The organism is Cellulomonas sp. Root137, assembly GCF_001426725.1.
Taxonomy (GTDB): Bacteria; Actinomycetota; Actinomycetes; order Actinomycetales; family Cellulomonadaceae; genus Cellulomonas.
Genome location: NZ_LMFG01000001.1, coordinates 846,513 through 867,060, shown reverse-complemented (window position 1 = coordinate 867,060; position 20,548 = coordinate 846,513). Strand labels below are relative to the sequence as shown.

Here is a 20,548-nt window from a genome sequence, read left to right as displayed (position 1 = left end):
AACAGCTCGTGCACGCGGAGAGCCCCTTCTCGGCGAAACTTCTTAGGTGATCCTAAGTAAGCCTTGCCTAAGGTAGCGGAATCCGGACACGCGTCAACCCACCGTCCACGCGGCCCGTCGTCGAATCGATGCGATCTCATCTCGGAAGGCGCTATCCCCCGAGCGGTCGCGGATGTCACGATGGAACCCGTGACAGCCGGCCCCCACCCGCACCTCGCCGTGATCGACATCGACGGCAACCACCCGGTCCGGTCCGTCGTCCGGCTGCTCGGCGCACACCGCCGGCGGGTGCTGACCGCCGTCGCGTTCTTCACCATGAAGGACGTCCCGCTCTGGCTCATGCCGGTGATCACCGGGAAGGTCATCGACGTCGTCGTCGCCGGTGGCCCGACCAGCGAACTGTGGCTATGGGCCGCCATCGCGGTGGCGGCGCTGCTGCAGAACTACCCCAACCACGTGCAGTGGACCAAGCTGTTCATGGGCGCGGTCCGGCAGATCGGCGCCGACCTGCGCAACGGCCTGACCGCGCGGCTGCAGAGCCTGTCCATCGGCTTCCACTCGCGGGTGAGCGCGTCGATCGTGCAGACCAAGGTGGTCCGCGACGTCGAGAACGTCGAGGTGATGCTCCAGCAGATCGCCCACCCGCTGCTGTCCGCGACCATGGTGATGCTCGGAGCGATCGTCATGACGGCCCTGGCCGTCCCCGAGTTCCTGCCCGTCTACGCGCTGACCATCCCGCTCGCCGTCCTGCTGCGGTTCGTGCTGGCGCGCCGCTCGCGCGAGCGCAACGAGTCGTTCCGCCGCGAGGTCGAGCACTTCTCCGCCCGCGTCGGCGAGATGGCCACGCTCATGCCGATCACCCGCGCGCACGGCCTCGAGGCCACCGCCGAGGAGCGCGTCGCGGTCGGCGCCGAGGGTGTGCGGTCCGCCGGCTACCGGCTCGACGTGCTCAACGGGCGGTTCGCGTCGCTGAGCTGGGTCAGCCTGCAGCTGCTCGGCGTCCTGTGCCTCGTACTCGCCGCCTGGGTGTCGATCACCGGGTTCCTCACGATCACCCCCGGGCAGGTAGTCCTGCTCAGCTCGTACTTCGCGCTCATCACCGGGTCCGTGACCGGCCTGCTCATGCTCCTGCCCATCGGCGCCAAGGGCCTCGAGTCCGTGCGGTCCATCGCGGAGGTCATGCAGGAGCCCGACCTCGAGGAGAACGCCGGCAAGCCCCGCGTCGACCACGTGGAGGGCCGGCTGACCCTCGAGCACGTGCACTTCCGGTACCCCGACGCCGACACCGACGCGCTCGACGGCATCGACCTCGACATCGAGGCCGGGCAGACCGTCGCGTTCGTCGGCCCGTCCGGCTCCGGCAAGTCCACCGTGCTCAACCTCGCGCTCGGGTTCCTGCGCCCCACCGGCGGACGGCTGCTCCTCGACGGCGTCGACACCGCCCACCTCGACCTGCGCTCCGTCCGCCGGCACGTGTCCGTCGTGCCCCAGGAGTCGGTGCTGTTCGAGGGGTCCATCCGCGACAACGTGGCCTACGGCATGCCGAAGGCCACCGACGCGCGCGTCCGCCAGGCGCTCGTCGACGCCAACGCCGCGGAGATCGTCGACGCCCTCCCCGACGGCTGGGACACCGTGGTGGGTGAGCGCGGTGCCCGGCTGTCCGGCGGCCAGCGCCAACGGATCGCCATCGCCCGCGCCCTGGTCCGCGACCCCCGCATCCTGCTCCTGGACGAGGCCACGTCCGCGCTCGACCCGGAGTCGGAGGCCGCCGTCAAGGAGGCCCTGGCCCGGCTGATGCGCGGGCGGACCACGCTCGTGGTCGCGCACCGGTTGTCGACTATCCGCTCCGCCGACCGGATCGTCGTCCTCGACGACGCCCGCGTCGTGGAGGTCGGCACCCACGAGGACCTGCTCGCCGCCGACGGCCGCTACGCCCGGTTGCAGCGCGCGCAGCAGGTCTGACCGCTCAGCGGCGGGTGGTCACCGGTCGCACCCGCACACGAGGTTCTGCTCCAGCACCTGCTCGCCCTCCTCGGGCCGCGCCCACGCCTCCGCCTCCGCGCGGTCGGCGAACGACCGACCGGCCAGCCGACCGTTCGCGAGGAGCACCACGACCTCGACCTGGTCGCGCGGGTCCACCCAGTCGACGTCGACCGCGGGTCCTGTCGTCATGTGCACACTCCTCGCTCCGGTTCCCTCCCACCTTCAACCACGGACGGCCACCGCTTGTTTCGCCGATGCCCAGGGCGGCTCCGCGGAGGTGAGACGCGGTGAGTGGCTCGCCCGCGTCCGCCGGCTCAGCGCTCGTACGCCCAGGTGCGGTCGGTGAGCATCCGGGCGATCGCCAGCCCGATCGCCAGCGCGGCGACCACCAGCGCGGCCTGCACCCCGTACGACAGGGCCTCCGCCGTCTCGCCGTTGGAGATGTGGAACACCGCGCGGTAGGCCAGCACGCCCGGCACCATGATCGTCACGGCGGGGACGTAGACCGTGATCCGCGGGACGTCGAGCCGCGGCGCGATGACGGCCGCGAGCAGCCCGACCACCAGCGCGGCGATCGCGGCGGCGGCCTGCGGCGGGACCGTGCCCTCGACCAGCGCGATGCGCAGCACGTTGGCGACCATGCCGACGCCCGCCGCGGCGAGCGCGATCCGCCACGGGCTGTTGAACATGAGCGCGAAGCCGAGGACGCCCAGGAAGCTCGCGACGAACCGCAGGGTCAGCAGGAGGCCGGTGTCCAGGTCGGCCGGCGCGGGCGGATCGGGGGTGAGCCCCACGACCAGCGACAACGCCCAGACCGCGAGCGCCGCGGACGTCAGGATCATCAGCGCGTACGTCAGCCGGGCGACCCCCGCGGAGAAGTCCAGCTTCGCCAGGTCGAGGAAGCCGGTGACCAGCGGGAACCCCGGGATCAGGAACAGCACGGCGGACACGTAGCCGGCGTCGTGACCGGCAGCCGTCGCGCCGGTCGCGTCCAGCAGCCCGACGAACGCGAGGTAGCCGAAGCACGCGAGCGTCGCGCAGAGCATGGTGACGCCGAACTGGTTGAACCCGCGGTGGAGCAGCGTGCGGCGCAGCGCCTGACCGAGGAACGCGCCGACGAACACCCCGAGCACCTCGACGACCCCGCCGCTGTTCAGGAACGAGAAGGCGGCGCAGGCGATCGCGGCCCACAGCGCGTTGAGCGCGACCGGGTAGAGCGGCGGCTTGCCGGCGATGCGGTCCAGCTCGGCGGTGACCTCCTCCACCGTCGCGCGACCAGCAGTCTCGAGGCGGCCCGCCAGGTGTTCCAGGCTGGTCAGCCGGTCGACGTTGACGCCGATCGTGCGGACCTCGACGACCTCGGTCCGGAAGCTCGGCCCGCGGTGCGACGTCGTCGTGATCTCGGTGAGCGTCACGTGCGCCTCATGCCGGTCGATGCCGAGCGCACGGGCGACCCGAGCCATCGAGGCCTTGACCCGGTACGACCCCGTCCCGGCCGACAGGCTCAGCCGACCGACCCGCAGCACGGCGCCGGAGCGACGGATCAGCTCGAGCTCGGCGTCGTCCGGCGCGGTGGGCATGAACCCATGATGGTGTGCCGACGCGGCAGCCGATGGGTCGATCGTCCCGCGGGTCGCCGGTGCAGATGCGCGCCCCGCAAGCACCTCACTCCCGACGGACCGCGTCCGGAGCGTTCACCGTTCGACCATCGCGCCGGCGGCGGAAGGAATAACGCATCGGCGAAAACGCAGGCTGGTTATCGGGGGGCCTCCCGGACAGCCTCTGACGGATGTGGCCGGGCGGCTTGGAGTGGCGCTCGATCGTCAGATCGAGCCGGTGCACCTCGTGGTGGTGGTAGTCGCACAGGAGCACACCGTTCTCGATCGACGTCGAGCCTCCGTCCCGGTCCCACCAGCGGATGTGGTGCACCTGCGACCACCGGGCCGACGTGTGGCACCCGTTCCAGGCGCACTGCCGGTCCCGCGCGACCACCGCCCGCCGGTGCACCCCCGCGTACGTCCGCTTGGTCCGCCCCGAGGTCGAGCGGCACTCCCTCGGCGCTCACGACGATTCGCGTGATCTCGCAGTCGCACAGCGCCTGCGCCAGCTCCGACATGGCGACGGGCGTCCCGTCCTCCAAAGTCGCGGGGACCACCGGCGACCACGGGCGAGAGACTTCGTCGCGGACCGTCGTCGCCGGCCGCCGCCCCCGCTCCGTCGCCGAGAGGTCGTCGTCGTCGAGCACGTCGAAGCTCGCCGGTCGCACATCGGCGCCGCTCGCGGCACGCTCACGATGGTGCTCGCGGAGAGCGGCGAACGTATCGGCCGGAACGATGAGAGAGAGGTGAGGTCGACTGCTGGCACCCTGCTCCCGCTCGACCGCCTCGGCCGACGTCCCGTCAGGCCCGGGCGCGTCATGCTGCCGCGGAGCGAGCCCGGCGCACGCGCGTCGCGCCACTGCCACGAGGGCGTCCGCGTTCGCCTGGGCCGGGGACCGCGTCTCGTCGGGCGCCTGCCCGGCGGAGTCGAGCGCCGCCTGCAGCGCCTCGCCGGCGACCCGGTCGAGGAACCCTTTCAGGTACGTCCCCCGCGCCTGGTGCGAGAGCACCAACGACCGCTCGCGTCGGGCCGCCTGGTGCGAGTCCTCCAGCGCCTGCGGATCCCGCGCGGCCGCCAGCTGCGCGATCGAGCGTGCGAAGTCGGGCACCGACTGCCGCTCCGCCATGGACACGACGGTCGCCTGCAGCTCAGCCGACCGCAGCGCCTGCGCGACCTCCGGTGATGCGGTCGCGGCGACACGGGCCAGGACGTCGAGGTGACCGAGCGGGACGCGCCCCTCGCCGACCGCGTCCGCTACCGCCGGCATCGACACCAGCGCATCCGCCTGCCGCACCTCCCGAGTCGCCTCCGCGGCGCCCGTGCGGGTGAGCCGCGCCCGCGCCGCCTCGAACGACCGGTCCCCGGGTCGCTGCGACGTCCCGGCATCCCGCTCCGCCACGAGCAACCGCGCGCGTGCGCAGGACAGCTGCGCCGCCACGAGGTCGAGCGAGCTCAGCGCCGCCGACCGCTCGGAGCCTGACCAGTCCGCGCAGGTGGCGACCCTCTCGACCAGCACCGACGCCGACGCACGCAGGTGCGCGAGGGGCTCAGCTGCCCTCGTCGCCCTTGGATGCGTGGCTTCGAACATACGTTCGATCCTACACGCACGGCGTCCCGGAAACAACCTCTGACCTGCGAAAACATATCCACAGGCGAGCCGATCGAGCCGCCCACAGGGCCCGAGCCGTGGACAGCCGCCAGACCAACCCGTCAGTCCCCCACCACTCGCAGCAGGCGCAGCAGCTCCGCCTGGTCCTCCGGCGACAACCGCCCCAGCCGCTCCGCCGCCCCCTCGTGCCGCTGCGCGGAGATGGCCGCCAACAACGACCGCCCCGCCGGCGTGAGCTCCAGCAGCGTCGCGCGCCGGTCGGTCGGGTCGGGCATCCGCTGGACCAGCCCGTCCGCCTCGGCGGCGTCCACCTTCGACGTCACCGACCGCGGCGCCACGTCGAGCGCCGCGGCGAGCTCGCCCAGCCGGCACGGCCCGTCGCACCGGTCGAGGGTGCGCAGCATCCGCAGCTGTCCCGGCGTCGTGCCCTGCACCTCGAGCTGGGCAGCGGCGTCCCGCCGCACGCCACGGAGCACGCCGTGCAGAAGCTCGAGCAGCTCACCGGACTCGTTCACGGGCAGAGACTATCTCAACTTGTGAATCAGGCACATAGTGAGTTAACCTCAGCATCGAGCGGCCCACGAGGCCGCGACTCCCCGGAATGAGCCGACGCGACATCCAGTTCCGGCAAGGGGACGTACCAGAACCAAGGAGGTGGGCCCGTGTCCATGACGACCGGAAGCCCCAACATGCGCAGCTTCGCCAAGGACCGCACCGTCGCGGACCACAAGCTGACCCGCGACACCCTGCGGCGGATCCTCCAGTTCGCGCGCCCCTACAAGGCCAAGCTCGCGGTCTTCGTCGGCCTCATCGCCCTCGAGGCGGCCGCGGGCGCGGTCACCCCTCTGCTGTTCAAGCACCTCATCGACGACGGCATCACGGCCGGCAACACCCGGGTGGTCCTCGTCATCGCGGCGATCGTCGCCGTCCTGGCGATCGTCAGCGCCGGCCTGTCCGTCGCCGACCGCTGGGTGTCGTCGCAGGTGGGCGAGGGCCTGATCCTCGACCTGCGCACCGCGGTGTTCGACCACGTGCAGCGCATGCCGCTCGCGTTCTTCAGCCGCGCCAAGACCGGCGCGCTGGTCCAGCGGCTCAACGGCGACGTGCTCGGCGCGCAGCAGGCGTTCACATCGACGCTCCAGAACGTGGTGAGCAACTCGCTGACCATCGTGTTCGTGCTCGCGGCGATGCTCAGCATGTCCTGGCAGCTGACCCTGCTGAGCCTGGTCCTGCTGCCGGCGTTCGTCCTGCCCGCGCGCTGGTTCGGCAAGAAGATCGCGGCGATCACCCGGGAGAGCTACGCCCTCAACGCCGACGCCGCGCAGATCATGAACGAGCGGTTCAACGTCGCCGGCGCCCACCTGGTGAAGATCTTCGGGGACCCGGAGCGCGAGTCCCGCAACTACGCCGACCAGGTCGGCCGCGTCCGGGACATCGGCGTCACGCGCGCCCTGTACTCCACGTGGTTCCGCGTCGGGCTGACCACGCTGGCCAGCGTCGCGGTAGCGATCGTCTACGGCCTCGGCGGGGTGATGGCGATCCGGGGCCAGCTGACCGTCGGTGTCGTCGTCGCGCTCACCGCCTACCTCGCCCGGCTGTACGGGCCCCTCACCGCCATGTCGAACGTCCAGGTGGACGTCATGACCGCGCTGGTCAGCTTCGAGCGCGTGCTCGAGGTCCTCGACCTGGAGCCGACGGTGACCGAGAAGCCCGACGCGATCGACCTGCGCGCCCGGAAGGCGGTGCACGGCGCGACCGTCGAGCTCGACGCGGTCGGCTTCCGCTATCCGGGGGCCGACGAGGTCTCGCTGGCCTCCTTGGAGTCCGTCGCGACCCTGCGCAACGAGCCGATCGACGACACCCTGCGCGACGTCAGCTTCACCGTCCCGGCGGGTCACATGGTCGCGCTCGTAGGCCACTCCGGCGCCGGCAAGACGACGATCTCCCAGCTGGTCACCCGCATGTACGACCCGACGCGCGGCTCCGTCCGGATCGCCGGCGCGGATCTGCGGGACGTCACGCACGAGTCCCTTCGCGCCACGGTGGGCGTGGTCAGCCAGGAGGCGCACCTGTTCCACGACTCCATCGCGGAGAACCTGCGCTACGCCCGCCCGGAGGCCACGGACGCGGACATCGAGCGCGCCCTGCAGCAGGCGCACATCGCGGACCTCGTCGCGACCCTGCCCGACGGCATCCACACCGTGGTCGGCGACCGCGGCTACCGCCTCTCCGGCGGCGAGCGCCAGCGGCTCGCGATCGCCCGCATGCTGCTCAAGGCGCCCGACGTCGTCATCCTCGACGAGGCCACCGCGCACCTCGACTCCGGCTCGGAGGCCGCCGTGCAGGCGGCGCTCGACGAGGCCCTGTCCGGCCGCACGAGCATCGTCATCGCCCACCGCCTCTCCACCATCCGGCAGGCCGACGCCATCGTGGTCCTCGACCACGGCCGGGTCGTCGACCAGGGCACGCACACCGAGCTGCTGGCCCGAGGTGGCGTGTACGCGGAGCTGTACCGGACGCAGTTCGCCAGCACCGACGGGGCGGAGCCCGCTACCGTCGCCGCATGATCGGACGGATCGACGAGGTCGTCGTCGACTGCGCGGACCCGGGGGCGCTGGCGCGCTTCTGGGCCGACGTGCTGGGCGGCACCCCGCAGGCTCGCGACGACGACTGGCACTACGTCGACCCGCCCGGCTGGACGCGCCTCGCGTTCCAGCGGGTGCCCGAGGGCAAGGCGGTGAAGAACCGGCTGCACCTCGACGTCGAGGTCGCCGACATCGCGGCGGCCACCGAGCAGGCCGAGGCGCTGGGCGCGACGAGGTTCGGTGAGGTCCACGTCGACACCGCCGGCTCGTTCCAGGTGCTGCTCGACCCGGAGGGCAACGAGTGGTGCGTCGTCAGGCCCGCATGAGGCGCGCCACCGCCCTGCTCGTCACCGTGGCCCTCGTCCCCGGTCTCGCCTCGTGCGTGACGGGCGCGTCCGGTGCGTCGTGCCAGGCCGACTACCCGTCCTACGGCACGACCGCGGAGCTCGAGGACAGCGCCGACCTCATCGTGCGAGGCACGTTCACCGCGCTGGAGCACGACGACACCGAGGGCTACCCGCGCACGGTCGCGACCGTCGACGTCGTGGCGACCGCGAAGGGGGACGCGACCCCGGGGTCGCCCCTCGAGATCGCCTACACCCGGTGCGACGACGCCGTGCAGCTGGGCCTGGAGGTCGGCGACGAGTACGTGATCCTGCTCTCCGACCCCGCGGACGACGCGCTGCCGACGCCGGTGAACATCTCCCAGGCCTTCCACGCCGTCGAGGACGGTCACGCCGTCACCACCCCGGGCAACCCGGTCGAGCTCGACCCCGCGACGCTCCGAGCCCTCGGCCTGTCCTGAATCCTGTTGCGTCCGACGAGCCCGACGACCACTGTCGACCCGTGACCATCCCCCCACGCCTCGCGCCCCTGCTCGCCGAGTACGACTTCGCCAGCGAGCGCCTCCTGCACCGCCTGACCGGACCGACCGTCGACAGCGGCGACGGCCTGCAGGTGGAGGTCCCGCAGCTCACCGACGCCGAGCTCCTGTGGGAGCCGGTCCCGGGCGCCTGGACGATCCGTCGGCAGGCGGACGGACCGGGAGGCCTGGGCGCCACGCGGCTGGTCGGGTCGGGCGAGTGGGGTCACGACGGCGGCCGCCCGCACCCCTGGCCGCCGCCGGTCACCTCCATCGGCTGGCGGGTCAACCACGTGACCAAGACGCTGGCCGGCCGGGCGGACCACACCGACGGCACCCACACCCACACGGAGCAGGGCGACGAGCCGCAGGGCACCGCCGCGGGCGCGATCGAGCACCTGACCGCGGCCCTCGCCTCGTGGCGCGCGACGCTCGTCAGGGCCGACGACGCCGCCCTCGACACGATCGGCTACAGCACCTACCCGAACGGGTCGGACGCCGAGGAGGCCTTCCTCGACGTCGTCTGGTGGATGAACCAGGAGGTCGTCCACCACGGCGCCGAGATCGCCCTCCTCAGGGATCTGTACCTGCGGCTAGCGTGATCGCATGAGCTTCTGGATCTGCGAGACGTGCGCGGTCGAGAGCGCCGAACCGACCGCGGTGTGTGCCGTCTGCGCCGACGAGCGCCAGTGGGTCCCCGCGACCGGGCAGCGCTGGATCACCCTCCAGGACCTGCGCGAGCTGGGCTACCGCAGCCAGCTCGCGGAGCTCGAGAAGGACCTGTACGCGGTGACCAGCACGCCCGGGGCCGGCATCGCGCAGCAGTCCAAGCTGCTCCGTACGCCGGAGGGCAGCCTCCTGTGGGACCCGGTCGGGTTCTTCGACGAGGAGGTCGTCGCCAGGATCCTGCGCCTCGGGCCCGTCCGGGCGATCGCGGCGAGCCACCCGCACATGTTCGGCATCCAGGTGGAGTGGAGCCGCGCGCTCGGCGGCCCGCCGGTCCTCGTGGCCGAGGCGGACGCGCGGTGGGTCGCCCGCCCGGACCCGGTCATCGAGACGTGGTCGGGCGAGCGCGAGGTCCTGCCCGGCGTCACCCTGTCGCAGCCCGGCGGCCACTTCCCCGGCAGCGCGATCGTGCACTGGGCCGCAGGCGCGGGCGGCAAGGGTGTCGTGCTCAGCGGCGACACGGTCTTCGCCAACCCGGACCGGAAGTCGGTCGCGTTCATGCGCAGCTACCCGAACCACCTGCCGCTGTCCGGTGCCGTCGCGCGCCGGGTCGCCGACCACCTCGACCGCCTCGAGTTCGACCGCCTCTACGGCAACTTCGCGAACGTCATCGCGTCCGACGCGAAGGAGGTCGTCCGCCGCTCCGCGGACCGCCACGTCGGCTGGGTCAACGGGGACTTCGACCACCTCACCTGAGGGCCTGCTCCAGCCGGCCGACGAACGCCGCCTGCGCCTTCACCACGAGCCGACGCGCGTCGTCCGGCGCGAACCATCCCGCCCGGTCCAGCTCGGGCACCAGGAGCGTCTTCCCCGACCGCGGCGGCCAGGCGATCTCGACCAGGTTGCTGGCGATCGAGGACGCGTCCAGGTCCCCTTCGAGCGCCCACGCGGTCACCACCTTGCCGCCGCTCTGCGTCACGTCCCCGAGCGGGAGGGGGTCCGACGAGGGCGCCGGCACCCCGAGCTCCTCCCCGAACTCCCGCAGGGCGGTCTCGAACGGGTCCTCGCCCGGCGAGGGCTCCCCCTTCGGGATCGTCCACGCGCCCTCGTCCTTGCGCGCCCAGAACGGCCCACCCATGTGCCCGAGCAGCACCTCGAGCCCGGCCGTGCGCCGGAACAGGAGGATCCCCGCGCTCGTCCGCGCGCTCACAACGTCAGCCCCGCCAGGATCGCGTCGACGGTCTCGACCGGTGTCTGCTCGGACGTGTCCAGCCACAGCCCTGTCCGCGGCGTCCCGTCGCGCAGTCCGGCGTCGAGCTCCTCGACGGTCCACACCCCGTAACCGGTCTTGCCCCGCCCCGCCTCGCGCGCCGCCACCGTCGACACGGACGGCGCCAGCACGACCACCTGCGGCGGGTTCCGGAACATCGCCACCCACGAGGGCAGGTCGTCCCCGAGCGCGATGTCCTGGACGACCGCGGTGAACCCGGCGTCGGCATACTCGTCGGCCACCATCGCGGCCAACCGGTAGCGCAGCCGCAGCTGCGCGAGCGACTCCGCCGACAGGTCGGTCCCGACCTCGGCACGTCCCGAGACGACCATCCGCCGGAACACGTCGCCCCGCACGTGCACGGACCGCGGCAGCCGCTCGGCCAGCAGCTGCGCCACGGTCGACTTCCCGGCGGCCATGATCCCGGTGATCAGGACCACGGTGCCGGTCATGTGGCCGCCACGGTCAGACGTCCTCGGGGTCGACCAGGAAGTCGGCCTCGTCGGCGATCTCCCCGCCGATCGCTCCGTGGACCGCGCGGGCGACCGCCTGCACCAGCGGGGCGGCCCGGGACCGCGCGACGCGGTGCTCGAACGACGGCCGCTCGGCCTCGAGCTCCTCGATGAACGGAGGCTCCCAGTGCACGCGGTACGCGACGATGCCGTTCTGGGTCCAGGGCAGGTCCCGCATCAGCGGCGGCAGGGTGGTCTCCACGCCGGCCTCGACCGAGAGCATCCCGTCGTGCCCCAGGTCGACGAGCACCCCGAACGCCTCGGGCACGGGTGGCACCGCGAGCATCAGCTCGTCGAACGCCGAGGCCTCGTCCATCAGGCGCTGCCGCTCGGCCTCGTCGTCGACCCCGTACCGCTCCAGCGCGGCGGACAGCCCGCGCCCACCGGCCTCGGCCACCCAGCCGGGCCGCCCGGTGGCGTCGCGGCCGACCCCGGGCAGCGGTCCGTTCCAGGTCCCGGTCGCCTCGCTCAGCCGCGCCCGCGCCTGCACCGACTGGACCACGGCGAGCGCCTCGGCGGGCTCCAGCCAGGAGTCGGACAGGACGGTGAGGTCGATCGCGCTGTCCACGTCGGGCGTGAGGATCGTGCCGTGCTCGCCGATCCGGACCGAGCCGCCGAGCCGTCGCGCGGCGGCCACGAGCCACTGCAGGACGCGCTCCTCCTCGCGGATCGGCATGCCCTCGGGGAACGCGCGCTTGAGCCCGTCGCGGTCACCGCCGGGGTACGGCTTCTCGCCGCGCTCCCGCGGTGCCACCAGCACGTACGCGAGCGTCGAGGTGGTCGGCAGCCCGAGGCTGACGGCGTCCTCGGCCTCGACGCGGTACGGACCGGTCAGGGTGGACAGCCGGGCCAGCCGGAGCGTGCGGGCGGGAGTGGTCGACGAGCCGACGGCGCGGATGCCGAGCGCCGCGGTCATCGGGCCCATGATCCCGCGGGGCTGCGGGACGACGTCCGTGTCCTCCCAGTGCGCCTGCGCGAACCGGCTGATCGCGAGCACCTCGACCTCGTCGGCACCCACGTCCTCCGGGAGTCCGAGGAGGTGCCGGCTGCGCAGCTCGGGGTCACCGGCCTGGATGCGAGGCGGGCTCGCCATGGCTCAGACGTCCGTCCGGTGGAAGTTCTGCCACGACCGCGACGCCGTCGGGCCGCGCTGGCCCTGGTACCGCGAGCCGTACTCCGAGGAGCCATACGGGTGCTCGGACGCCGACGACAGCCGGAAGAAGCACATCTGGCCGATCTTCATGCCGGGCCAGAGCAGGATCGGCAGCGTGGCCACGTTGGACAGCTCGAGGGTCACGTGCCCGGAGAAGCCCGGGTCGATGAACCCCGCGGTCGAGTGCGTCAGCAGGCCGAGGCGACCCAGCGAGGACTTCCCCTCGAGCCGGGCGGCGATGTCGTCGGGCAGCGTCACGGCCTCGTACGTGGACCCGAGGACGAACTCGCCGGGGTGCAGGACGAACGACTCGCCCGCACCGACCTCGACCAGCCGCGTGAGCTCCGGCTGGTCCGCCGCGGGGTCGATGAACGGGTACTTGTGGTTGTCGAACAGCCGGAAGTACCGGTCCAGGCGCACGTCGATGCTCGAGGGCTGGAGCATGGCGGGCTCGTAGGGGTCGAGGGCCACGCGGCCCGACTCGAGCTCGGCCTTGATGTCGCGGTCGGAGAGCAGCACGGAGACACGGTAGTCCGATCGGCCGTGCGGTCAGGGCAGGCGTTCACCGCTGGGCTGCGTCCCGGACCAGCAGGGCCACCTGCGTGCGGTTCTCCAGGCCGAGCTTGAGCAGGATGCTCGACACGTGCGCCTTGACGGTGGCGAGCGAGAGGTACAGCTCCCGGCAGATGTCCGCGTTGCTCGCCCCGCGACCGATCGCTGCCACGACGTCCCGTTCGCGCTCGGTCAGCAGGTCGAGCGCGGCCCGCGCCGCGGCGCGTGAGCCGCCCGCCCGGGCGGTGGAGTCCATGAGCCGACGAGCCACCCGCGGCGAGAGCACCGGCTCGCCCGCCGCCGCCGCGAGCACCGCCTCGACGATGCGCTGCGGCTCGGTGTCCTTGAGCAGGTAGCCGCTGGCGCCCGCGTGCATCGCGGCCTCGACCTCGTCGGCGGTGTCGAACGTGGTGAGGACGACGACCGCCGGGGGGTCGAACCGGCGGCGGAGCGTGCGGGTGGCCGCGATGCCGTCGACCCCCGGCATCCGCAGGTCCATGAGCACGACGTCGACGGGGTGCGCGTCCAGCGCCGCGGGCACGCCGGACCCGTCGGCCACCTGCGCCACCACCGAGATGCCCTGCGCGCCGTCCAGCATGAGCGTGAGCCCGGCGCGCACCAGGGCGTCGTCGTCGACGACGAGCACCCGGACGGTCACGGCTTCCACGGTAGCCACGCGTCGAGCTCGAAACCGTCCGGCCGGGGCGTCGCGGTCAGGGTGCCGCCCAGCAGCTCGACCCGCTCGGTCAGCCCGACCAGGCCCGTCCCCGTCCCCGTCCCGAGGCCGACACCGCCCCGCCCGTTCACCACGCGCACGCGCAGCCCCTCGTCGGCCGCCACCACGACCTCCACCGACGCACCGGGAGCGTGGCGCCGCGCATTGGTCAGCCCTTCCTGGCACACCCGGTAGACCGCGAGGCCCAGCTGCGCGGGGAGGTCGAGGTCCGGCGCCTCCAGCGAGACCACCGCCCCGGCCGCCCGCTCCTGCGCCACCAGCGCGGGAAGGTTCGCGAGCCCGGGCACCGGTCGCAGCTCGTCGGGCCGCTCGCGGAGCACCCCGATGACCGTGCGCAGGTCCTCGAGGGCCGCCCCGGCGCTGGCCCGCACCACGCCCGCCGCGGCCGCGACCTGCGCGGGCGGCAGGTCCGTCCGGTACTCCAGGGCGCCCGCGGTGGTTGCCAGCAGGGTCAGCCGGTGCGCGAGGGTGTCGTGCATCTCCCGCGCGATCCGGGTCCGCTCCGCGCGGCGCGCCTCGTCGACCTTCCGCTCCTGGTCCCGCTCCGCCCGCCGCGCCCGCGCCCGCCACTCATCGACCAGCGCGTCCCGCGTCCGCCCGTACGCACCCCACCCGAGCAGGGCCGCGTGGACCGCGACGTCCGACAGCAGCCACCACCCCAGCGGAAGCCCGACCGGTCGCCACAGCGCCTGCAGACCGTGGCCGACGATGCTCGCGCACGCCACCGGGACGGCGGTGCGCAGCGGCTCGCGGCGCGCGACCACGTACGTGCCGGCGGTGGCCGACGGCGTCGCGGCCGGGCTCAGGGCGGCGAGCGCCCCCAGCAGCAGCCCTCCGAGCAGCGGCCGGCTCTGCAGGAACGGCAGGATCGCCATGGCGGACGCGCCGAGCACGAGGTCGATCCCGAGCGGTACGCCGGCGTCCTGGGCCGACCAGGCGCCGAGGAACGTCAGCACCGCCATCCCGGACAGCAGGCCGAGCAGCACGGGAGCTCCGGGTCGGTCCCGACGCGAGGCGGAGGGCGTCATGCGGCGAGCCTAGGAACCCGGTCCGCGGCCGACCACCGACCAAAGCAGGGGGCGCCGGGCACCTCCGGCCGACGACGACGGCGGCCGGACCGGCGAGCGTCGAGGCGTCCACCTCCACCGTCAGGAGAAGCCCATGTCCCGTCCCCTCCCCGTCTGGCTCGTCGCCACCGCCGCCCTCGCCGTCGCCCTCGCCATCTGGGTGATCGCCGTCCCGGTCGCCGGCATCGAGCTGCGAGCCGGCACCCCGCCGCAGACGATCGGCGTCGCCTCGGTCGCCGTCACGACCCTCGTGGTCACCCTGGCCGCCTGGGCGGTGCGTGCCCTGCTCCGTCGCCGGACGCCCGTCGCCTGGTGGCTGACCTGCGCGATCGTCCTGCTCATCTCGCTGCTCGGACCGCTCGGCGCGTCGTCACGGGCCGCGGTCGGCACGCTGCTGGCCCTGCACCTCGCCGTCGGTGCCGTCCTCGCGCTGGGCCTGGATCCACGGCGCTCCCGGCAGCGGTTGCCCGCACGGGTGCCCTGATCGGGCGGGGGGTCGATGAGGGATTTCTCGTCGTCGACCCCCTGGCCCGTTCCCCCATGGGATCCGGGCGGCTATGCTCTCGTCCGGGAGATGCGTGGGAGCGCTCTCGCACACTGATATCGCGCCGGAAGCACGACGCACCACCCGCACTGGTGCGGGGGGAGGTCGGGGAGCCGCAGGCGCCACTGCCGAGCACTCGAGGGGCAAGTCCATGCGGTACGGCCATTTTGACGACGAGGCACGCGAGTACGTCATCGAGACGCCTCACACGCCCTATCCGTGGATCAACTACCTGGGCTCGGAGCAGTTCTTCTCGCTCATCTCGCACCAGTCCGGCGGGTACTCGTTCTACCGCGACGCCAAGATGCGCCGCCTGACGCGGTACCGCTACAACAACATCCCCGCGGACGCGGGCGGCCGCTACTTCTACGTGAACGACGGCGGCGACGTGTGGACCCCGTCGTGGCTGCCGGTCAAGGCGGACCTGGACCACTTCGAGACGCGCCACGGCCTCGGCTACACGCGCATCACCGGTGAGCGCCGCGGCATCTCGGTGGAGACCCTCTTCTTCGTGCCCATCGGCGAGACCGCCGAGATCCAGAAGGTCACGGTCACCAACACGTCCGACGCGAGCAAGACGATCTCGCTGTTCTCGTTCGTCGAGTTCTGCCTGTGGAACGCGCAGGACGACCAGACCAACTACCAGCGCAACCTGTCGATCGGCGAGGTCGAGGTCGAGCAGGACGGCCCGCACGGGTCCGCCGTGTTCCACAAGACCGAGTACCGCGAGCGCCGCGACCATTACGCCGTCTACGGCGTGAACACGCGGGCCGACGGCTTCGACACCGACCGCGACACGTTCGTCGGCGCCTACAACGGCCTCGGCGAGGCGACGGTCCCGCGCTCCGGGAAGTCCACCGGTTCGGTGGCATCCGGTTGGTACCCGATCGGCTCGCACCAGGTGGACGTCACCCTGGCTCCGGGCGAGTCCCGCGCTCTGACCTACGTGCTCGGCTACGTCGAGAACCCCGACGAGGAGAAGTGGGCCGACGACGCCCACCAGGTCATCAACAAGGAGCGCGCGCACGCGCTGCTGGGCCGGTTCGCCACGACCGAGCAGACCGACGCCGCCTTCGAGCAGCTGCGCGCCCACTGGACCGGCCTGCTGAGCACCTACTCGGTGAAGAGCGACGACGAGAAGCTGGACCGGATGGTCAACATCTGGAACCAGTACCAGTGCATGGTCACGTTCAACATGTCGCGCTCGGCGTCGTTCTTCGAGACCGGGATCGGCCGCGGGATGGGCTTCCGCGACTCCAACCAGGACCTGCTGGGCTTCGTGCACCTCATCCCCGAGCGGGCCCGCGAGCGGATCATCGACATCGCGTCCACGCAGTTCGAGGACGGGTCGGCGTACCACCAGTACCAGCCGCTGACGAAGCGCGGGAACAACGACATCGGCTCCGGCTTCAACGACGACCCGCTGTGGCTCATCGCCGGCGTGGCCGCGTACGTCAAGGAGACCGGCGACGTCGGCATCCTCGACGAGCCCGTGCCGTTCGACAACGCACCCGGCTCCGAGGTCCCGCTGTTCGAGCACCTGGTCCGCTCGTTCCAGTTCACGGTCGACAACCGCGGCCCGCACGGCCTGCCGCTCATCGGCCGCGCCGACTGGAACGACTGCCTCAACCTCAACTGCTTCTCGACGACCCCCGGCGAGTCGTTCCAGACCACGGAGAACCAGGCCGGCGGGCACGCCGAGTCGGTGTTCATCGCCGCGCAGTTCGTCCTCTACGGCGCCGAGTTCGCCGAGCTGGCGTCGCGCCGCGGCCTCCCGGAGGTCGCCTCGCAGGCGCGCAAGGTGGTCGACGAGGTCCGCGAGGCCGTCCTCGAGCACGGCTGGGACGGCGAGTGGTTCCTGCGCGCGTACGACTTCTACGGCAACCCCGTGGGCACGGACGCCAAGCCCGAGGGCAAGATCTGGATCGAGCCGCAGGGCTTCGCCGTGATGGCGGGCATCGGCGTGGACGGCACATCGACCAACTCCCCGGCCATCAAGGCGCTCGACTCCGTCGGCGAGATGCTGGGCACCCCGCACGGCCTGGTGCTCCAGTACCCCGCGTACACGACGTACCAGATCGAGCTCGGCGAGGTCTCCACCTACCCGCCCGGCTACAAGGAGAACGGTGGCATCTTCTGCCACAACAACCCCTGGGTGATCATCGGCGAGACGGTGGTCGGCCGCGGCGCCAAGGCGTTCGACTACTACAAGCGGATCACCCCGGCGTACCGCGAGGACATCTCCGACGTCCACAAGCTCGAGCCCTACGTGTACGCGCAGATGATCGCGGGCAAGCAGGCGTCCCGCGCCGGCGAGGCCAAGAACTCGTGGCTGACCGGCACGGCGGCGTGGAACTTCGTCGCGGTGTCCCAGTACCTGCTCGGGGTCCGCCCGGACTACGACGGCCTCGTCGTCGACCCGCAGATCGGCCCGGACGTCCCGTCGTTCACCGTCACGCGCGTCGCCCGCGGTGCCACGTACGAGATCCACGTGACCAACTCCGGCGTCGAGGGTGCTCGCGGCACCCTGACGGTCGACGGCACCCCGGTCGAGGGCAACCTCGTCCCGTACGCCGCCGAGGGCTCGGTCGTCCGCGTCGAGGTCACCGTCTGACCCCGCGGGGGGCTGACGGGATGCTGTGATGACGGCTGTCCAGGAGATCGAAGCGCTTCCGTCCGTCGTCGCCGAGCGGATGGTCACGCTCCGCAACGAGTCGTGGGAGCTCGACGTGCTGCCGGCGACGGGTGCGTCCCTCGCCGGCGGACGGATCCGCACCGCGGACGGGCTCTGGCGCGACCTGCTGCGCCCGACCCGGCGGACGGTGCTGGGCGAGCCGGAGAAGTGCTCGAGCTTCCCGATGGTCCCGTGGTCCAACCGCATCCGCGACGGCGTGCTCCCGTTCGGAGACCGCACCTGGCAGCTCCAGCGCAACGGGGCCGACGGCACGGCCATCCACGGCGCCGCCCGGCACTCCGCCTGGGCGGTGACCGACCGCACCGAGACGCGCGTGGTCCTCGAGCTCGACACCACCGGCCTGGTCGGCGTGAACTTCCCGTGGCAGTTCCGCGCGCAGATCACGTACGCGCTGGCCGGCGACAAGCTCGTCGTCGCCACGTCGGTGCGCAACGTGGACCGCGAGCCGTTCCCCGCCGGGTTCGGGCACCACCCGTACTTCCAGCGCACGCTGTCGCCGGTGGGCACCTCGGCGCCCCCGACGCCCGGGCAGCCCGTCCTCGAGGTGCCGGCGCAGAAGGGGTACTCGCTGGTCAACGCCCTCGCGTCCGGCCCTGCCGGCGCCGTGCCCCAGCGCGCCGACTTCCGCGTGGCGCGCCCGTTGACCTCGACGTTCGTCGACGACGTGCTCACCGCGTGGGAGCCCGGCGCGCCCGTGCGGATCAGCTACGAGGACCTCGGCGTCAGCGTCGACCTGCACGCCGACCCCGTCTACGCCCACCTGGTCCTGTACGCGCCCCGCAAGCGGCCGTACTTCGCGGTGGAGCCGGTGACCAACGTGAACAACGGGTTCTCGCTGCACGCCGCGGGCGTCCCGGGCACCGGCGTCTTCGTCCTGGAGCCCGGCGAGGAGCGCTGCGGGGCGTTCACCATGACGCTGCGGACCTGAGTTCGCCGTCGCGATCGGTCCGGGTATGATTCCTGGCGGACCGATCGCACCGGTCCACGCGGGTGTAGTTCAGTGGCAGAACTTCAGCTTCCCAAGCTGATAGCGCGAGTTCGATTCTCGTCACCCGCTCCAGCAGTGCACACCTCCCCCTCCTCTCCGAGCGGGACGACCGCGACCCTTGACAAGTTTTTTCGTCAAGAGCATCGTGGTGCTCATGCAGGACGTCGAGGTCATCGAGAGCGCGGAGGCAGCCGCCGCCGCGCTGGATCCGGTCCGGGCCCGGCTGCTCAGCGAGCTGGCCGTCCCGGCCTCCGCCGCCGGGCTCGCCGCCCGGGTCGGCATCACGCGCCAGAAGGTCAACTACTACCTCAAGACGCTCGAGGCGCACGGCCTGGTGGAGCTGTCCGAGGAGCGCCGGCACGGCGGCATCACCGAGCGGGTGCTGCAGGCGTCGGCGGCGTCGTACGTCGTCTCGCCGGCGGCCGTGAGCGCGTCCGCGGCCGACCCGAGCGCCAACGCCGACCACCTGTCGGCGGGCTACCTCGTCGCGCTGGCCGGCCGGCTGGTGCGCGAGGTCGGCGCCCTGGCACGCCGAGCCGGCGCGTCCGGCACACGTCTGCCGACGCTCACCATCGACACGCAGATCGGGTTCCGGTCGGCGGCCGACCGGGCTGCCTTCGCGGACGACCTGACCGCCGCGGTGCTCGACCTGGCCGCGCGATACCACCACGACGACGGGCGCCCGCACCGGCTCGTCGTCGCCGCCCACCCCGTTCCTGAGGAGGAGACATGAGCACGATCACGAACGTCCCGTACCGCCTGGAGTTCAGCGTCGAGGTCCCGGGCACCCCGGAGCAGGTCTGGGAGGCCATCGCCACCGCCAAGGGCATGAGCGCGTGGTTCGGGCCGACCGAGCTGGAGGAGCGTGAGGGCGGCTCCCTGCGCTTCGTCATGGGTCCCGACATGGACTCGACCGGCCAGGTCACCGGCTGGGACCCCCCGCGGCGCATCGTCTACGAGGAGGACTGGGCCGCCCTCATGGGCAAGGACCCGGACACGCTCAGCCCGCTGACGTCCGAGTTCCTCGTCGAGGCGCAGTCCGGCGGCACCTGCGTCGTGCGCGTGACCAGCAGCGGCTTCGGGATCGGTGCCGACTGGGAGCAGGAGTGGTGGGACACCCTCGGCCCCGGCTGGATGCCGTTCTTCGACAACCTACGCCTGTACCTGGCGCATTTCCCCGGCCAGGAGGCCACGCACCTGGAGGCCTCCGTCACCCACCCCGGCGATCCGGAAGCGCTCTGGTCGACGCTGCGCACGGAGCTGGGGCTGGGCGACGAGGGCGCGACGGTCGACGTGCGCGGCGCCACCGGCACGGTCGAGCGTGTCGGCGAGCGGCAGGCGCTGGTCCGTCTCACGGCGCCGGTGCCCGGGATGCTGAACGTCTACACGTGGGGCATGGGCGACGGGACGGCGACGGCGGGTGTGCGGGCGTACCTGTTCTCCGCCGACGCTCCCGAGCACGCGCGGCGCGAGGAGCCGGCCTGGCGGGCCTGGCTGGAGGGGCTCACCGTCACGGCGTGATTGTCAGCGGGCGACGAACCCGGCCACGTCCACCTCGAGGTCGACGTCGGCGGACGCGGAGGACGACGAGACCGCGCCCGCGACGCCGACGGGGCCGCGAGGTTCGCCTCGTCGCGGCCAGGTACCCGGAGCGACGACTCCGAGTGCGCCGATCGACCTCGGCGGTCCTCCGGAGGTCGTTCCCCCGTTCGGGTGAGCATCGGCAC

21 protein-coding genes, 1 tRNA gene and 1 pseudogene are annotated in these 20,548 nt (G+C 72.4%); 12 read left to right on the top strand and 11 right to left on the bottom strand.

Features of this window, described 5'->3' with window-relative positions; genetic code table 11:
* Nucleotides 1-189 precede the first annotated feature (189 nt).
* Complete coding sequence (locus ASD18_RS04110; RefSeq protein ID WP_235522252.1) at nucleotides 190-1,962, top strand: ABC transporter ATP-binding protein; 1,773 nt, start codon at nucleotides 190-192, stop codon at nucleotides 1,960-1,962.
* Between the two features lie 18 nt (nucleotides 1,963-1,980).
* Here ASD18_RS04110 and ASD18_RS04105 read toward each other — a convergent pair whose 3' ends face one another.
* From ASD18_RS04105 to ASD18_RS04090, 5 genes and pseudogenes are all read right to left on the bottom strand, one after another.
* Nucleotides 1,981-2,172, bottom strand: coding sequence for a hypothetical protein (locus ASD18_RS04105; RefSeq protein ID WP_056087018.1), 192 nt, complete (start codon nucleotides 2,170-2,172; stop codon nucleotides 1,981-1,983).
* Between the two features lie 125 nt (nucleotides 2,173-2,297).
* A complete protein-coding gene (locus ASD18_RS04100) occupies nucleotides 2,298-3,563 on the bottom strand; it encodes a threonine/serine exporter ThrE family protein (protein ID WP_056087015.1) in 1,266 nt (421 codons plus the stop codon).
* 85 nt (nucleotides 3,564-3,648) lie between these two features.
* Entirely contained in the window at nucleotides 3,649-3,912 is a 264-nt protein-coding gene (locus tag ASD18_RS21825) for a hypothetical protein (protein ID WP_162251722.1), read from the bottom strand.
* 493 nt (nucleotides 3,913-4,405) lie between these two features.
* Nucleotides 4,406-5,170 (bottom strand): annotated as a pseudogene (locus tag ASD18_RS21820) (DUF222 domain-containing protein); the annotation flags it as partial.
* 122 nt (nucleotides 5,171-5,292) lie between these two features.
* Complete coding sequence (locus tag ASD18_RS04090; RefSeq protein ID WP_235522251.1) at nucleotides 5,293-5,706, bottom strand: MarR family winged helix-turn-helix transcriptional regulator; 414 nt, start codon at nucleotides 5,704-5,706, stop codon at nucleotides 5,293-5,295.
* 153 nt (nucleotides 5,707-5,859) lie between these two features.
* Here ASD18_RS04090 and ASD18_RS04085 point away from each other — a divergent pair, with 153 nt between their 5' ends.
* The 5 genes from ASD18_RS04085 to ASD18_RS04065 are packed head-to-tail and all read left to right on the top strand — an operon-like array spanning nucleotide 5,860 to nucleotide 10,060.
* Nucleotides 5,860-7,758: an ABC transporter ATP-binding protein gene (locus ASD18_RS04085; RefSeq protein ID WP_056087007.1), complete on the top strand. Its 1,899-nt coding sequence runs from the start codon at nucleotides 5,860-5,862 to the stop codon at nucleotides 7,756-7,758.
* Nucleotides 7,755-8,102: a VOC family protein gene (locus ASD18_RS04080; protein ID WP_056087004.1), complete on the top strand. Its 348-nt coding sequence runs from the start codon at nucleotides 7,755-7,757 to the stop codon at nucleotides 8,100-8,102. The genes ASD18_RS04085 and ASD18_RS04080 overlap by 4 nt, the downstream gene beginning before the upstream one ends.
* On the top strand, nucleotides 8,099-8,581 hold the full coding sequence (locus tag ASD18_RS04075; protein ID WP_056087002.1) for a hypothetical protein: 483 nt from the start codon (nucleotides 8,099-8,101) through the stop codon (nucleotides 8,579-8,581). The genes ASD18_RS04080 and ASD18_RS04075 overlap by 4 nt, the downstream gene beginning before the upstream one ends.
* 41 nt (nucleotides 8,582-8,622) lie before the next feature.
* Nucleotides 8,623-9,240 (top strand): DinB family protein, encoded by a 618-nt coding sequence (locus ASD18_RS04070; RefSeq protein WP_056086999.1) that lies wholly within the window; start codon nucleotides 8,623-8,625, stop codon nucleotides 9,238-9,240.
* A gap of 4 nt (nucleotides 9,241-9,244) precedes the next feature.
* A complete protein-coding gene (locus tag ASD18_RS04065) occupies nucleotides 9,245-10,060 on the top strand; it encodes an MBL fold metallo-hydrolase (protein ID WP_056086997.1) in 816 nt (271 codons plus the stop codon).
* Here ASD18_RS04065 and ASD18_RS04060 read toward each other — a convergent pair.
* Genes ASD18_RS04060 through ASD18_RS04035 form a run of 6 tightly spaced genes read right to left on the bottom strand, consistent with a single transcriptional unit; the run spans nucleotide 10,053 to nucleotide 14,555 of the window.
* Nucleotides 10,053-10,514: an NUDIX domain-containing protein gene (locus ASD18_RS04060; protein ID WP_056086993.1), complete on the bottom strand. Its 462-nt coding sequence runs from the start codon at nucleotides 10,512-10,514 to the stop codon at nucleotides 10,053-10,055. The two genes, ASD18_RS04065 and ASD18_RS04060, sit on opposite strands and share 8 nt — an antisense overlap.
* Nucleotides 10,511-11,026 (bottom strand): AAA family ATPase, encoded by a 516-nt coding sequence (locus tag ASD18_RS04055; protein ID WP_056086990.1) that lies wholly within the window; start codon nucleotides 11,024-11,026, stop codon nucleotides 10,511-10,513. The genes ASD18_RS04060 and ASD18_RS04055 overlap by 4 nt, the downstream gene beginning before the upstream one ends.
* A 13-nt stretch (nucleotides 11,027-11,039) precedes the next feature.
* Nucleotides 11,040-12,179, bottom strand: coding sequence for a hypothetical protein (locus ASD18_RS04050; protein WP_056086987.1), 1,140 nt, complete (start codon nucleotides 12,177-12,179; stop codon nucleotides 11,040-11,042).
* Nucleotides 12,180-12,182: 3 nt separating this feature from the next.
* Nucleotides 12,183-12,758, bottom strand: coding sequence for a dCTP deaminase (dcd, locus tag ASD18_RS04045; protein ID WP_056086984.1), 576 nt, complete (start codon nucleotides 12,756-12,758; stop codon nucleotides 12,183-12,185).
* Between the two features lie 43 nt (nucleotides 12,759-12,801).
* Nucleotides 12,802-13,449 (bottom strand): response regulator transcription factor, encoded by a 648-nt coding sequence (locus ASD18_RS04040; RefSeq protein ID WP_255355435.1) that lies wholly within the window; start codon nucleotides 13,447-13,449, stop codon nucleotides 12,802-12,804.
* The gene (locus ASD18_RS04035; RefSeq protein ID WP_235522250.1) at nucleotides 13,446-14,555 is read right to left on the bottom strand and encodes a sensor histidine kinase; all 1,110 of its coding nucleotides are present in this window, start codon (nucleotides 14,553-14,555) and stop codon (nucleotides 13,446-13,448) included. Before ASD18_RS04035 ends, ASD18_RS04040 begins: the two co-directional genes overlap by 4 nt.
* A gap of 133 nt (nucleotides 14,556-14,688) precedes the next feature.
* Between ASD18_RS04035 and ASD18_RS04030 the strand changes: the two genes are divergently transcribed.
* The 6 genes from ASD18_RS04030 (at nucleotide 14,689) to ASD18_RS04005 (ending at nucleotide 20,342) form a co-directional block, all read left to right on the top strand.
* Nucleotides 14,689-15,078 (top strand): DUF6069 family protein, encoded by a 390-nt coding sequence (locus tag ASD18_RS04030; protein WP_056086977.1) that lies wholly within the window; start codon nucleotides 14,689-14,691, stop codon nucleotides 15,076-15,078.
* Nucleotides 15,079-15,289: 211 nt separating this feature from the next.
* A complete protein-coding gene (locus ASD18_RS04025; protein WP_056086974.1) occupies nucleotides 15,290-17,752 on the top strand; it encodes a GH36-type glycosyl hydrolase domain-containing protein in 2,463 nt (820 codons plus the stop codon).
* A gap of 28 nt (nucleotides 17,753-17,780) precedes the next feature.
* Nucleotides 17,781-18,761: an aldose epimerase gene (locus ASD18_RS04020; RefSeq protein ID WP_056091519.1), complete on the top strand. Its 981-nt coding sequence runs from the start codon at nucleotides 17,781-17,783 to the stop codon at nucleotides 18,759-18,761.
* Nucleotides 18,762-18,819: 58 nt separating this feature from the next.
* Nucleotides 18,820-18,893: transfer RNA gene (locus tag ASD18_RS04015), tRNA-Gly, on the top strand.
* Nucleotides 18,894-18,975: 82 nt separating this feature from the next.
* A complete protein-coding gene (locus ASD18_RS04010) occupies nucleotides 18,976-19,554 on the top strand; it encodes a helix-turn-helix domain-containing protein (RefSeq protein ID WP_056091516.1) in 579 nt (192 codons plus the stop codon).
* On the top strand, nucleotides 19,551-20,342 hold the full coding sequence (locus ASD18_RS04005) for an SRPBCC domain-containing protein (protein WP_056086970.1): 792 nt from the start codon (nucleotides 19,551-19,553) through the stop codon (nucleotides 20,340-20,342). Before ASD18_RS04010 ends, ASD18_RS04005 begins: the two co-directional genes overlap by 4 nt.
* Nucleotides 20,343-20,548 lie beyond the last annotated feature (206 nt).